Genomic DNA, 13,476 nt, shown 5'->3' with positions numbered 1-13,476 from the left:
TGGAGGAAACATCTTTGAATAGTAAGATGCCTGGTAAGCTTGAAGGCAAGCTCGCGGTAGTCACAGGAGCTTCCCGGGGATTAGGCAGATGGATCGCAGTCGAGCTGGCAGGTCATGGTGCATCAGTTGCGGTCAATTTCGCTAACAGTGTCGCAGATGCGGACGAAACGGTACGTCTCATCACAGAAGCGGGTGGCACGGCAATAGCCATTCGTGCCGATATTACGCAGGAATCAGAGGTTGAGCGTCTTATTGAGGATTTGGTTCGGTGGTTAGGCCGCTCTGTCGATATATTAGTCAATAATGCTACAGGGCCGCAGCCGATGTTATCAATCGAGGAAAGCAGCTGGCAAATTTATACGGATCAATTGGAGTTTTTCGTGAAAGCACCTCTCTTGCTGACCAAGGCGGTCTTAGCAGGAATGAAGTCGCAGGGCTCAGGCAGCATTGTCAACATTGGCAGTGAGGTTGCACAGCTTGGCAATGCGAATTTCTCAAGCTATGTGACGGCCAAGGCTGCCATGATCGGCATGACACGTTCATGGGCAAACGAGCTGGCTCCATATGGAATTCGGGTGAATCTGGTTGCTCCTGGCTGGATTCCTGTAGAACGACATAAGGATTCCGACACGGACGGGTATCAGAAGCAGGTCCCTCTCCAGCATATGGGGGAGCCGCTTGATATTGCTGCCGCTGTATCGTTTTTGGCTTCTCAGGAAGCCAAGTTTATTACCGGACAATGCCTGTCTGTTAACGGAGGCAATACGTTCGGAATTTAGCAGTCAGGGTGGTTCACAATATGGTATCCAGACAAGATGTAGCCGACCGCGCGGGAGTATCCGCAGCGGTCGTTTCTTACGTATTGAACAATCGGAATATTGTTAAGGAAGCGACCAGGCAAAAAGTATTGGAGGCCGTGCTTGAGCTGAATTACAAGCCTAATCTGTTAGCTCGCAGTCTGAAAACCAAGAAATCAAAGCAAATCGTTGTACTTGTTCAATTTCTCGGCAATCCCTTTGAAGCTGGCATTTTACTGCGTATTGAATCTGTAGCAAAGGAAAACGGATATTTTGTTTTTTTTCAGACCTATGAGGAAACGCAGGAAGAGCAGCTGCAGGAGCTGTACATGGGGCGGGTGGATGGAATTCTATTGCTCGGGCAATCGTTGAAAGAGAGCACGATTGAGCATTTTGGGGCAATGGGAATCCCTATTGTCTCAATAATGGAGCCTGCAAGGAGGCTTCAACTGGACGGCGTTGTCGATATTGATTGGATCGATGCTATGAGGCAGCTGGTCCGGCATCTGAAACAATATGGACACGAACGGATTGCTTTTATGAGCGGAGGCAGCAGTAACCATCATTATGAGTGCAGATTTCGATCCTTTTTGGAGGCGCTCACCTTCGAGGGCATGCTGTTTCACTCCGGGGACAAGCTGGAGGATCAAGGTCGTTTCGAGTCGGCACACGCACAAATGAAGCAGCGATTGGAGCAGACCGGGGGCAGACTCCCTTTCCAAGCGCTAATATGCGCTAACGATTTAATGGCTGCCGGCAGCCTTGCTGCTTGTCGCGAGCTTGGTATCGAGGTGCCAGGCACATTATCGATAGCAGGCTGTGAGGATATTCTGATGTCCTCACAGACGCATCCTCCGTTAACGGTGATCCATTTTCCCAGACCGGAGGCGGCTGAGCTGGCAACTTATCAGCTGCTGGCCAGAATGGAGGGAAGAGAACCACCATCGGAAACTATACGAATGCTGGTGGGCGCACTCATAATTCGCAATTCAACGGGCAGACGTTTGCAGAATACTGTGGTAGAATGAATGGAAATGTGACAGAGAGTGACACCTATTCAGGAGGATCAGTCATGAAAGCTGGCAATTCGAAGCCAAGAAGAGCGATGGTTATAGGGGCTGGCATCGGCGGATTATGTGCAGCGATTGCTTTAAGGAACGAGGGCTGGCAGGTAACTCTGTATGAGCGATCACCCGGGATACCTCAGGTTGGCGCCGGAATTGTATTGGCAGCTAATGCAATGAAGGCACTCAGCAAGCTGGGGGCAGCTGATCAGGTTCAGGCACAGGGAGCTCCTATTGGAAAAGCGGAGATTCGCACCTGGGATGGAAAGCTGCTTGTCGATTTGCCTACCACTCAACAAGCTATGAAATATGGGACGTCCAGCTACATCATCCATCGGGTTACTCTGCAATCTATTTTACTAGATGTTTTGGATGCAACGGCAGATGTGCAATTTAACAAAAAGCTTGTCGGCTGGTCTCAGGACCAGGATCAGGTAACGGCGACTTTTGAGGATGGATGTACAGGAGTAGGTGAACTCTTGATAGGTGCTGATGGCATACGTTCCAAGGTGAGAAGACAATTCCCTGGGCCCTCACCGCTTCGTTATTCCGGATTTACGGCGCTGCGTGGCATTTCCATGTTCGAGGATCAGCGCTACCCGTTAGACATTGGCGGAGGTTTTGAAGCCTGGGGGCACGGCAAGCGGTTTGGCTTTACGCATCTTGGTAACGGACGCATCTACTGGTTTGCAGCGATCAATTCTAGTGAAGGTATTTCACATCCGGCAGCAGAACGAAAGCAGCTGGCACTTTCGACATTTCGCGGCTGGTACCAACCAATCGAGTCCGTTATTGCTGCAGCTGAGGAGGATTCTATTCTTTCTCACGATATTTATGATTGCAGCCCTATAGGACGATGGACAGAGGGAAGAGTTGCTTTACTGGGCGATGCGGCACATCCGATGCTGCCTAATTTAGGTCAAGGCGGTGCTCAGGCTATGGAGGATGCGTTAGTGCTGGCACAATGCTTGCAATCCGTGGACACTGACCTTCCTGCAGCTCTACAGCAGTATGAACAACGTCGCCTTGCACGCGCAACCAAGGTGGTGCGTCAATCGCGACTCATGGCAAAAGTCGTTCAAACGGAAATTCCAGCAGCGATCTTTGTAAGAAACCGGCTGCTGCGTATGATTCCACCCAGCATGCATGTCAAACGATTTGACTGGCTGGTCGGATATGAGGTTTAGAGAAAAAGGAGAGTACCGACTGTGGCAAAAGCACAAAATCAATCAGCACCCATCCAGACAACCGTATTTCCGATTTTATTCGCGATCAGTATTGTTCATTTATTGAACGACACGATGCAATCCAGTGTATCCGCGTTATTCCCGATTCTTAAAGATTCCTTGCAGCTCAGCTACACGCAAATCGGGATGATTGCACTGGCAATGAATGTGACCGCTTCGCTCATTCAACCGCTTGTTGGGTATTATGCCGACATTCGGCCGCGTCCTTATATTTTACCTATAGGCGTATGTTTTACCTTAGTAGGAGTAGTTGGTTTGGCACTGGCACCTTACTATGCAATTATCTTATTTGCGGTAATAGCCATGGGGATTGGTTCCGCGATATTTCACCCCGAATCCTCACGGGTAGCTTATTTGGCTGCAGGAGCTAGAAGAGGACTGGCGCAGTCGATTTTCCAGGTTGGCGGTAATATCGGGAGCGCGTTGGGTCCCATTATGACGGCTGTCGTATTTGTTTCCATCGGTCAATTCGGTGTGATCTGGCTAACCTTTGCAGCCATCATTGCAATCATTATTCAATTTAATGTGGCTCGATGGTACAGTCGACAGGATATTCGTCCGAGACCCAAAGCCAAAACAGTCACGACTGGAAGCAGCAAGGCAGGCTTGACACATGCACAAATTTCTTGGGCAATCGTCATTCTTGTGTTCCTCGTATTCACCAAGCATGTGTATATGTCGGGTATTACCAGCTACTATACCTTTTTCTTAATTGAGGATTATGGGGTTACCGTGAGCAATGCCCAATGGTTTTTATTTGCTTTTCTAGTCGCTTCAGCAGCGGGGACCTTCATTGGCGGACCGCTTGCAGACCGTTACGGTCGTCGCAATATTATTTGGTTCTCCATATTTGGAACAGCTCCGTTTTCAATTATGCTGCCATATGCGAATCTGTTCTGGTCAGGTGTATTGTGTGTATGCGCCGGTTTTGTACTCTCTTCAGCATTTTCGATTATTGTTGTGTATGCTCAGGAGCTGCTGCCCGGTAAAGTAGGTCTGATCTCAGGTTTGTTCTTCGGTCTGGCATTTGGGATCGGTGGACTTGGATCGGCGGCATTAGGCTGGGTTGCGGATGCTACAAGTATTTCCTTTATCATGAAGCTGGTTGCTTACTTACCTCTGCTAGGCATATTGGCTATTTTACTTCCAAAGGATAAAAAAGTGCTTGCATAAGCTTCAGGAATGCGTTGAAATAGAGGTATCCCCGAATAAGGAGAGGATGAGCCATGTATTTATTAGCCATTCTGCTGCCACCGCTCGCGGTGCTGCTCTGCGGTAAGCCATTTCAGGCATTGATAAATCTAATATTGACTTTATGCTTCTGGCTTCCTGGAGTCATTCATGCCATCATGGTAGTCAGTGAAGCTAAAAGCAATAAAAGAATGGAACAATTAGCAAGATCGATGAAAAATAAATAACCGAACTAAGCTTTCTACGAAAACTCTCGGAATCGGGCTGATATACGAATGAACCCTCGCGAGCTGTACGGTGATATCGATATTTATTTGTTCGATCAGCTGTTAAAGGGTCGAATTGTAAAAGGCATGAGGATTCTGGATGCAGGCTGTGGCTCTGGACGTAATCTGGTTTATTTCCTGCGCAGTGGGTTCGAGGTGTATGCCATTGACCACTCGGAGGAAGCGATAGCAGATGTACGCAGGCTTGGGGCGGAGCTGGCTGCGGACTGGTCGGATGAATATGCCCAGGTCCAATCCATCGATAAAATAAGCTTTCTTAATGAAAGCTTTGATGTCGTGATCAGTAATGCCGTGCTGCATTTTGCTGATCATGATGCGCATTTCCAGCGTATGCTGTATGAGCTGTGGAGGGTGCTTCGTCCAGGCGGCCTGCTGTTTGTCAGATTGGCTTCGTCCATTGGCATTGAAGACAGGGTGATACCGCTCGGACAGCATCGTTACCGATTGCCTGACCGGAGCATACGTTTTCTTATGGACGAAGAGCGTTTGTTAAAGATGACCGAGAAGCTGCAGGGTATTCTGCTAGAACCGCTCAAAACGGTCAATGTCGCAAATCAGCGCTGTATGACGACCTGGGTAATGAAAAAGCCGCACATTTTATTTTTCGACCCGATTGAGGAGATGCAGCACGAGCAGGATACATCTCCGGAGCCCACTTCTTTTTCATGATGGTCATCTCATGGAGGTTTTTGTCGAATATAACAGGTTCAGAAGAAATTTTGTGACAAAATAAGTTTAATTTCCTCTCAATAGGCCAACAATGACTAAGGAACATTGATTGAACCTTTGGAGGGAATCACATGAGTAGAAATAGAAACAGGGGATTTGCGTTACTAAGCTGCATCCTGCTCTTGTCAGGCTGTGAATGGAGCAATCAGCCGACTATGGCTGAACGTACACCGCAGCACGGTCATCAGGTTGAAAGTACCGCTGCTTCAACAGCAACCGAAATGGCCAAGGATTCAGGACCGATGATCAAACGGATTGACATCATCAACAGTAAGGGGATCAAGACGGGAACTGCCGTGTTATCCTCGATTCCAGAAGGTGTCAAGATGCAAGTTGAGGTTGCTGGACTAACACCTGGCAAGCATGGCATTCACATCCATCAGTACGGCGTATGTACAGGTCCTGATTTCAAGACAGCTGGAGATCATCTGAATCCGGAAGGCAAGAAGCATGGCTTCAATAATCCTCAGGGACCACACGCCGGCGATCTTTTGAATCTGGAGGTTGGGGCTGATGGAAAAGGTCGTGCTGAGCTCGTTAACAAGATGGTGACGCTCGATAAGGATAAAGCCAATTCCTTGTTGAAGCAGGGCGGTACGTCTCTGGTCATCCATGAAGCGGAAGATGATTATATGACCGATCCTTCAGGAAACTCCGGCGCCCGTATTGCTTGCGGTGTTATCCTGTAATTTGTTTTGGAAATTGTGAAGGATTGCTGCATCCCTTAAACCTGTGTTAAGATGTTTAAACCCGCCTTCGGGGCTTTAAGAAGCCCCTAGTGGTGGGTTTTTATTTGGACATTTATCCTCATAAGGGAGCTGCAGGAATGAAGTTTGACATCGAATGTATATCTTTTTTTGTGATTCAGATCGAGGGGGAAGAAGAGCAAGGCGGGAAGCGATATAAGCATTATCAGACGCTCGACGGTGACGATTATGCAGATAGTGAGCTCAGCTCCTTTCTCGGTGGAGAATTCTCCAAAATTGCCAAGCGTCACGCTGAACGCAACCCGAAAGCCGAGCAGGTGCCTACAAAAATCGGTCGATTCGCTGTGGAGCCGGGCTATGATCTGGACAGCAATCCTAACTATAATTTATTTGCGCGGCTGCGTATGGCGGATACGATGGATGCCTATATCGAGCATGCCGAAGCTTTGGTACAGGCCTATATGGATACAAGTGCTATCCGCGGCGGGGCGATGTTCGTTGCTCGCGCCAAGCTGAGTCAATTGTTCGATGAACCGTTTATATTTGTATTGAAGTGTGACTTTGAACAAAAAATCGCCCGGATCACGGATGAACGAAGCTTGCTTAACAAGGTTGAGATGGCGATCAATGCCAAAAATATGAAGTCGATCATGTACCCGCATATGCCGGAGGAAGGAATGCTCGAGCCGTGGGAGCTGAAGATCCATCAATCCTCACATGCCCGTTATTTTGAGGACTTTCTGAAATATGTGGAATATGAGAAATCGCAGCCGGAAATATTGAATGAACAGGTGCTTGGTTTTGTTCACCAATATATTGAGCAGGTCTACGAGGACAATGAGGAAGCACGTGAGAAAGAGACACAGGAGATGGAAGTGTGGGCTTACAGCGAGAAGCGTGAGCTGCAGGAGAAATGGTCACAGGAACAGGTAATGGAGGCGTCCTCGGTACTGATTGAGCAGCAGCCGGAGCTGGAGATGAAGCTTAAGCTTGGCAATATGACGGTTAGAGCGTTATTGGCCGATTTTGGCGACCGTCTGCATATTGCGAAGCTGGGGGATCGTTACGTAGTCGTGTTGGAGGGCGAGGGTCTGATGTTCGACAAAGGTATTTTGCCTGTTGAGCTGCTGCAGCCGGAGCCGTTGGAGCAAATTGTGGATCGGATCAGGAGCAAGGCAGAGGAAGAAGCTGGTTAGCTATAATAGCAATCCACGTAGAAAAAAGGAACAAGCATTAAAAGCAGCCTGTTCCTTTTATACGTGATTGTGATGAGCTGAACAACTATAACAGCAAGTAACTGACTAGCACACCTGTACCTCCAAACAGTAAACCAAAGCCGAGATTCCATGCGGTAATCCGATAAGGATTGACACGGAGCAAGCCGCTCATGATCGTTACTGTTGAATTAAAGGTTCCCATAAAGGAAGAACATAAGCATGAGGTAATGAGTACCATGGCGATACTTAGCGGATTCATAATCACAAGAACTGGCTGCAGCAGGAAGCCAAATACTCCCATGACGACCAAAGGGTGAATACCTGCAACCGGTAATAGAAAGCAAACCAGAAAAATAACAATAAGCAGTAAGGAGGGCCAATGAGAGATCGATTGAACGGAGCCCTCGACCAGATGAAACAGCGGACTTTTGGACACCGCGCTATTGAAAAAACCGAAGGACAGGAACAATACCAATAAATGGCGCAGTCCGATGATACCCTCTCTCCCATGCAAACGGATGGCGGCGACAAAGCGGCCCAATCGTCGCAAAGCGATAGCCCATACAATAGAAAAAGGAAGCAATACAAACGTCATGGCCGTGAAAAATGACAGATGTAAGGCGGATTGCAGTAAGAAAGCGAGAGTAATCAACAGCAAGAGAGCGAACAAAAATGTAATGGTTTTGGTCCATGATGGAGCTTTGGCAGTTGTTTGTATCATGGCTTCGTCCTTGATTCGCCGGTAGCTTAAGCCCCATAGGCCACCCGCTATAAACATCAGGACAGATAAACCGAGCATCCAGGGAAGAAGCGACATATAAGAGATGCCGGTAATGACCACAGCGGTTGCCACCAAGGGTTCGACCGGACTCCATAATGCGACTATCCCGAAGCCGCGTAAGATGGCACTGGCGATGAACCGATTGGCCAAACCCTGCTCTTGATGCTGCAGATGCTTTTTCAGTACTTTGTGAACCAAAGGAAGAGCGGCAAAAAACAGAAAAAGGCTTAGCAAATAACTTACAGCTAAGGATCGTACATATAAGCTGCCGAGGTTACCGGACTTCACATGGAGCCATCTGCTCAAGTGCCGATCGTAGCCACCTATCCGGATGACCCGGTTAATGAACGGCAGCATGTACAAAAGTGAAATCAGCATGACGTTGGATGTCATTAATAAGGGGAGCTGAGAGATCGGAAGCTGTCCCCAGATCATACATGCGATGCCCGCTGCAATAAAAAGTGAGCCGGCGATTTGAAACATCCTGCGGGCGTCATGCATGGAAATGGCCAGGCATACGATCGCAAGGCTACCTTCAACTATTAGCAGCCAGGTCGAGCCGATCAAGGTCTGCAGTACAAAGGTTAAAACTAATAAGCTGTAAAAAATGGGTCTTGTTGAATGGATCATGGTGGTAATCACGGTTGTTCTCCTGTCTGAGTAGGTATCAGTATTAATTCTTTAGGTATTATAGCATTGAACGATTTAATGAGGTATCCTTTTTATAACATAAGAATCTATAAGTTTTCAGCGGAGCTGAAGAATTCTTATGTTTCAAGAAAAGCAACCTATTGGACACGGATGTATCTTCGTCGAATAGGCTTCGATCAGAAGCTTTTCTTATAAAAGAGGAAAGCCCTTCAAGTTGAATTTGGAACATGCGCTATATGGATTGTCACTTAATAATAAAGGAGAATATCGATGAGCCCTTCTAAACCAGCGGCGGCACGTCCCTCTTTAACAGAAGGACCTATCGCCAAAACACTTTTTTTATTTTCTTTACCGATTTTGCTCGGCAATGTGCTCCAATCTTTGAATGGATCCATCAATGCGATCTGGATTGGCAAGTTTCTCGGCGAGCAGGCACTTGCGGCAACGTCAAACGCCAACATTATTATGTTTTTGTTAATTAGTGCGATTTTTGGAATTGCCATGGCGGCTGTTATTTTAATCGGACAAAATCTCGGAGCCAAGCGGGTAGACGAGGCCAAAAAGGTAGTGGGCACAAGCGCGGTATTTTTTATGGTACTATCGATTATTGTCGGAGCGATCGGTTTGATTTTTTCTCCGGAAATTCTTGATTTGTTGAATACGCCGGCAGATGCGAGGGAGTTTGCAATTGCGTATACGCGGATTATTTTTGCAGGGGTACCTTTTATGTTTGGCTATAATCTCGTGATGGCCGTGCTGCGTGGGTCAGGCGATGCCAAAACCCCATTTTACTTTTTGCTGCTGTCGGTCGGGCTAGACGTTCTGCTGAATCCGTTATTGATCGAAGGGATGGGACCCTTTCCACGGCTTGGCATATCCGGCTCTGCTTATGCGACCTTCTTCTCACAATTGGTCAGCTTTGTGCTGCTGCTATTGTATTTGTACAGAAAAAAATATTTTCTTCGTATCACCAAAGACGATCTCCATATGCTGCGATTAAAATGGGATATTGTACGCGCTCTCATCCAAAAGGGACTTCCGATGGGGTTGAATATGGTGGTTGTTTCGTTAAGCAATCTGTTTTTGGTCCATTTGGTGAACTCATACGGCTCAGAGGCTTCAGCTGCTTTTGGTATTGCTACCCAAATTTCAAGCTACGTACAGATGCCAGCTCTTGCGATAGGCGGTGCGGTTACCTCAATGGCCGCACAAAATATTGGCGCAGGGAATTGGGAGCGTGTCAATCGGATTACATGGACGGGTGTGGCCTTCAATGTGGGGTTGACGGGTGTGCTGGTATCGTTCATCCATTTATTTAACCGTCAAGCCGTCAGCCTGTTTCTCCCCGAGGGGAATGCGATAGATATCGGTGTGCACATTAATAATTTAACGCTCTGGTCGTTTATTATATTTGGGATCTTCAATGTGGTCGCCGGTGTTGTCAGATCCTCTGGATCCGTTATAGTACCCTTGGTCATTTCTTTCATCGCCTTATTGCTGGTACGGAATCCGCTTGCTTACCTCTTGGGTGGTTTGTACGGCTTTGACTCCATCTGGTGGAGCTTTTCGATCAGCTTTACAGTAGCAGCGGTTTTGAACCTTCTCTACTATCGATTCGGAAATTGGAAAAAAGCAAGAATGAGGCCGGCAGCTAAACCAGCCTAACGCTTGCGAAATACATCAAGAAGCAGCTCATTGCTCGAAGTGGACTGCGTCTCCCAGGTTGCAGCAAAACGGACCTGATGAGAAACACCCAAAATATCGTAGCGATTGACAAGGTGCTGTCGGGCATTACCGACAATGAGCGAGTGCAGCCGCACCTGCTTATGAGCGCCTAACTCAGCCAGCTGCTGGCGGACGGGTGCACTAATCGTGCCTATACCGTCGGTGACCATGACGAAATCGGCGTCCTTGAAGCGGGAGTTGGCTTCCACCATCTCAATTCCCCGTTTGATGGGCGCATCGAAATGGGTACCTCCGCCAAATGCCAGCTGTGTCAATGCGTAAAATGCCGGCCAGTCGGGCTTGCGCCAGTATAACGTTTGCTCGACCAATTCACCTTGGGCACCAAACAGCAGCAGGGCAAAGTCGCGCCGCTCCAGCATACTAAAGGCAGCAAAGGTCGCGACAAAAATTTGTGCTACTCGCAGCTTGCTGCCGCGCATCGAATGCGATGTATCCAGCATACAAACAACCGGCCCTTTGTGCGGTTCTTTGGTGCGTCCGCTCACATTGTAAGTCAGCAGCTTGCGGTCGAGCCACTTCACCAGAAAATACGATTCAAAATCCGGATCAGCCAGCAAACTGGCTTCGCTTGGCAGCATATGGGCGATGTCGGCTGATTGCCGCAGATCGTCATAAGCTTCAGGAATATGGGGCGAGCGTTGGTTGCGGCGCTGTACCTTAAGATGCTGCAGGTTGCGGCCGACTTCCTGAAGAAAGGCGATCAGCTCCGGGTGACGCTTCAGCTTGTCCAGCCATTGGAGATAGTTGGCGAATTCCTGTCTGTGCAGCCTTCCAAGATCACTTCCCCAATAGCGATTGGCTACGCGTTGGCTAGCTTGCAGCAAATCGTGAACGTCCAGGCTTTCCTGTTCTTCACGCCCCAAGGCTTCCTTAAGCGAACGGTTCAGCCATTGTCCCAGCTGCTCCTCGAGCTGTTGATAGGTGTCCTTCTCGCGTTTGGTCAATCGTTCCAACTGACGTTCTCGCTGCTCAAGCTCCGTTTCAGACTTGCGCAGCTTCAGCTTCAGCTTATCCCGTTTGACGAAATCCGTCCGCATCTCCGTTTGCAGCGTTACAATGCGTTCCTTCAACTGCTGAATCTCCGATTCCACCAGTGGCCTTGAATCGAGAGAAGCCTGCTTATCCTCAACATTGCGTTTCCCCTGCTGGAGCGTGTAGCCGACCAGCTTCAGTCGCTCCAGCTGTTTATCGCTGAGATGCTCGCTGATCTGAGTGCTGTCCTGTCCGAGCCCCGTCTGCCTGTTCTGCAAGCCAATCCCCATCAGCGTTTCATCCTGCTTGCGCTGCTTCACCTCTTCGGCATAAGTGGTTGTCAGCCACATCAACGCTTTGAGTGCGGTCTTGAACGAAGCATTAACCTCACCTATCGTGCGGGGACGAATGGAGCGATAGAAAAACTGCCTGCGCAGCTGTCCGACCAGCCAATGGTGAAAAGGTGCAGCTTCCTGGGAACGGTTGATTTCCGGCTTGGGTAAATAAAAGCACATGAAAAAATCGGCAAACAGCTCCACCGAAAACCAGGCCGCCGAGCCCTTTGTCTCGCGAATCCATTCCTGCGCCGTGCGCGATGAGTGGACATATCCATCAAATACATAACGGTCTATACGGGCACATTGGATGATCAACCTCACTCACCGCCTATACGTATAATGGTGCTGCCTGCTAAAGTGTGTAATCGTATTGGACTCCGGGAATTTCACGATCAAACAAGGTTCGGTACAAGCCTTGCAGCGTCTGCAGGATCCGTTCTCCCTGAATCCGCAAATGGGTGTATTTAACAGCGTAACGATCCGTATGAATCAGCAAAAAGTTTTGGTTGCGGATATAGCCGGGCCAATCCTTCTCCCGCTGCTGCCACTGCACCAATTTACCGCGCAGCTGTCGGGCTGTCTCTTCGAGCTCTTGCTTGCATTGCTCAAGCCGATCCTTCAACTGCTCCTGCGCTTCTTTACCAAGTGATCCGCCGACTTCCTTCTTGAACTGGAAGGCATGAAGCTCATCCTCCATATCGAGCCATCGTTTGGCTGTCTGATCATAGTCGTGAAGGGGCAGATCCCGCTCAGACTGCTGTTTAAGAGCCTCCTGAAAAGCGGTATGAAACAATTCCTGCACTACCGTCACATCCTCTGGAAAATCCCACAGCATGTTAGGCGTATACACGGTGTCCCAGACGTTAACTGCATCACGCCCGTTTAAAGCCGCTGAGGTTTTCCACAATTGCCCGATCTTGCGCCAGCGGCGGTCTGATAAGGTGAATTCTTTAGCTTCCATAGCGGTTTTCAACTGGTACAGCATATAGATAAGAGATTCCGGTATGGTGACCTGTTCAGACGCCTTTCTAACCGTTTCCACATCCTTGACTGTCAACAGGGAGGGAAGCGAGTCGGTTGGAAGCTGAAACATCTGCTCGTAGCTCGACATATGCTTCAGGAAGCCAACCTCGTAGCGAATCAGAAAACGGTCATATAATGCGGCCAATTGCTCATTTTCTTCCGGCAGCTCGTTGGAGGCCGCCATCAGAAAAAGGAGCGGGGATTCTTCTTTGTCACGTCCATTGAAAAAGATTCGTTCATTTAATATGGATAGCAAGGCGTTCAGGATAGCGCTGTTAGCTTTGAATATTTCATCGAGAAAAGCAAAGTCAGCAGCAGGCAAATACCCTTCGGTTTGCCGAATATATTGATCAAGCTTCAGCTTCTGCAGCGAAACTGGACCAAACAGCTCATCAGGTGTGGTGAAGCGGGTTAACAGGTATTCAAACCATTCTCCGCTGCCGAACAGCTGTGAGATCGCTCTTGCGAGCTGCGATTTGGCTGTGCCGGGAGGGCCGATCAGCAGTACATTCTCATTGCCCATCAAGCCGAGTACAAGTAAACGAATCAGCTCTTCACGCTCCAGGAAGCGGCTTTCCAGCAGACCTATAGCCTGCTCCAGCTGATGTTGAATTCTTTGAATTTCATTCATTTGAATGTCCGTCCGCTGCTAACAACGACCTTAATCGTTAGCGAACGGGTACCTCCCCTGCAAATATGTCATAGCTTGCCCAAGTCCAGCTTTAA

12 protein-coding genes are annotated in these 13,476 nt (G+C 48.6%); 9 read left to right on the top strand and 3 right to left on the bottom strand.

Features of this window, described 5'->3' with window-relative positions; genetic code table 11:
• Nucleotides 1-14 precede the first annotated feature (14 nt).
• From NST47_RS22970 to NST47_RS22935, 8 genes are all read left to right on the top strand, one after another.
• Nucleotides 15-779, top strand: coding sequence for an SDR family NAD(P)-dependent oxidoreductase (locus NST47_RS22970; protein WP_341157216.1), 765 nt, complete (start codon nucleotides 15-17; stop codon nucleotides 777-779).
• 20 nt (nucleotides 780-799) lie between these two features.
• Nucleotides 800-1,825, top strand: coding sequence for a LacI family DNA-binding transcriptional regulator (locus NST47_RS22965; RefSeq protein ID WP_341157215.1), 1,026 nt, complete (start codon nucleotides 800-802; stop codon nucleotides 1,823-1,825).
• Nucleotides 1,826-1,869: 44 nt separating this feature from the next.
• Nucleotides 1,870-3,048, top strand: coding sequence for an FAD-dependent monooxygenase (locus tag NST47_RS22960; protein WP_341157214.1), 1,179 nt, complete (start codon nucleotides 1,870-1,872; stop codon nucleotides 3,046-3,048).
• Between the two features lie 21 nt (nucleotides 3,049-3,069).
• Nucleotides 3,070-4,281, top strand: a complete 1,212-nt coding sequence (locus NST47_RS22955; protein ID WP_341157213.1) for an MFS transporter — start codon at nucleotides 3,070-3,072, stop codon at nucleotides 4,279-4,281.
• 53 nt (nucleotides 4,282-4,334) lie between these two features.
• On the top strand, nucleotides 4,335-4,526 hold the full coding sequence (locus NST47_RS22950; RefSeq protein WP_262688624.1) for a YqaE/Pmp3 family membrane protein: 192 nt from the start codon (nucleotides 4,335-4,337) through the stop codon (nucleotides 4,524-4,526).
• Nucleotides 4,527-4,574: 48 nt separating this feature from the next.
• The gene (locus tag NST47_RS22945) at nucleotides 4,575-5,255 is read left to right on the top strand and encodes a class I SAM-dependent methyltransferase (RefSeq protein ID WP_341157212.1); all 681 of its coding nucleotides are present in this window, start codon (nucleotides 4,575-4,577) and stop codon (nucleotides 5,253-5,255) included.
• 131 nt (nucleotides 5,256-5,386) lie between these two features.
• Complete coding sequence (locus tag NST47_RS22940; RefSeq protein ID WP_341157211.1) at nucleotides 5,387-6,004, top strand: superoxide dismutase family protein; 618 nt, start codon at nucleotides 5,387-5,389, stop codon at nucleotides 6,002-6,004.
• Nucleotides 6,005-6,141: 137 nt separating this feature from the next.
• Nucleotides 6,142-7,218: a DUF3900 domain-containing protein gene (locus NST47_RS22935; RefSeq protein WP_341157210.1), complete on the top strand. Its 1,077-nt coding sequence runs from the start codon at nucleotides 6,142-6,144 to the stop codon at nucleotides 7,216-7,218.
• A gap of 85 nt (nucleotides 7,219-7,303) precedes the next feature.
• On the opposite strand, the gene NST47_RS22930 is transcribed toward NST47_RS22935, so the two are convergent.
• The gene (locus tag NST47_RS22930; RefSeq protein WP_341157209.1) at nucleotides 7,304-8,662 is read right to left on the bottom strand and encodes a hypothetical protein; all 1,359 of its coding nucleotides are present in this window, start codon (nucleotides 8,660-8,662) and stop codon (nucleotides 7,304-7,306) included.
• Between the two features lie 279 nt (nucleotides 8,663-8,941).
• On the opposite strand from NST47_RS22930, the gene NST47_RS22925 reads away from it, so the two are divergent.
• Nucleotides 8,942-10,336 carry an MATE family efflux transporter gene (locus tag NST47_RS22925; RefSeq protein ID WP_341157208.1) on the top strand — a complete coding sequence of 465 codons (1,395 nt, stop codon included), beginning with the start codon at nucleotides 8,942-8,944 and terminating at the stop codon, nucleotides 10,334-10,336.
• Here the strand turns inward: NST47_RS22925 and NST47_RS22920 are convergent.
• Nucleotides 10,333-12,042 carry a vWA domain-containing protein gene (locus NST47_RS22920; protein WP_341157207.1) on the bottom strand — a complete coding sequence of 570 codons (1,710 nt, stop codon included), beginning with the start codon at nucleotides 12,040-12,042 and terminating at the stop codon, nucleotides 10,333-10,335. The genes NST47_RS22925 and NST47_RS22920 overlap by 4 nt on opposite strands.
• 37 nt (nucleotides 12,043-12,079) lie before the next feature.
• On the bottom strand, nucleotides 12,080-13,381 hold the full coding sequence (locus NST47_RS22915; RefSeq protein WP_341157206.1) for an AAA family ATPase: 1,302 nt from the start codon (nucleotides 13,379-13,381) through the stop codon (nucleotides 12,080-12,082).
• Nucleotides 13,382-13,476 lie beyond the last annotated feature (95 nt).

This window comes from Paenibacillus sp. FSL H8-0034 (genome assembly GCF_038000305.1).
Lineage (GTDB): Bacteria > Bacillota > Bacilli > Paenibacillales > NBRC-103111 > Paenibacillus_S.
This window is presented reverse-complemented; position numbering and strand designations above follow the sequence as displayed.

What these genes read in the sequence shown, in the direction of transcription:
- NST47_RS22965 (WP_341157215.1), top strand. Translation starts at nt 800, where the DNA reads ATGGTATCCAGACAAGATGTAGCCGACCGCGCGGGAGTATCCGCAGCG.
- NST47_RS22960 (WP_341157214.1), top strand. Translation starts at nt 1,870, where the DNA reads ATGAAAGCTGGCAATTCGAAGCCAAGAAGAGCGATGGTTATAGGGGCT.
- NST47_RS22950 (WP_262688624.1), top strand. Translation starts at nt 4,335, where the DNA reads ATGTATTTATTAGCCATTCTGCTGCCACCGCTCGCGGTGCTGCTCTGC.
- NST47_RS22945 (WP_341157212.1), top strand. Translation starts at nt 4,575, where the DNA reads ATGAACCCTCGCGAGCTGTACGGTGATATCGATATTTATTTGTTCGAT.
- NST47_RS22940 (WP_341157211.1), top strand. Translation starts at nt 5,387, where the DNA reads ATGAGTAGAAATAGAAACAGGGGATTTGCGTTACTAAGCTGCATCCTG.
- NST47_RS22935 (WP_341157210.1), top strand. Translation starts at nt 6,142, where the DNA reads ATGAAGTTTGACATCGAATGTATATCTTTTTTTGTGATTCAGATCGAG.
- NST47_RS22925 (WP_341157208.1), top strand. Translation starts at nt 8,942, where the DNA reads ATGAGCCCTTCTAAACCAGCGGCGGCACGTCCCTCTTTAACAGAAGGA.
- NST47_RS22915 (WP_341157206.1), bottom strand. Translation starts at nt 13,381, where the DNA reads ATGAATGAAATTCAAAGAATTCAACATCAGCTGGAGCAGGCTATAGGT.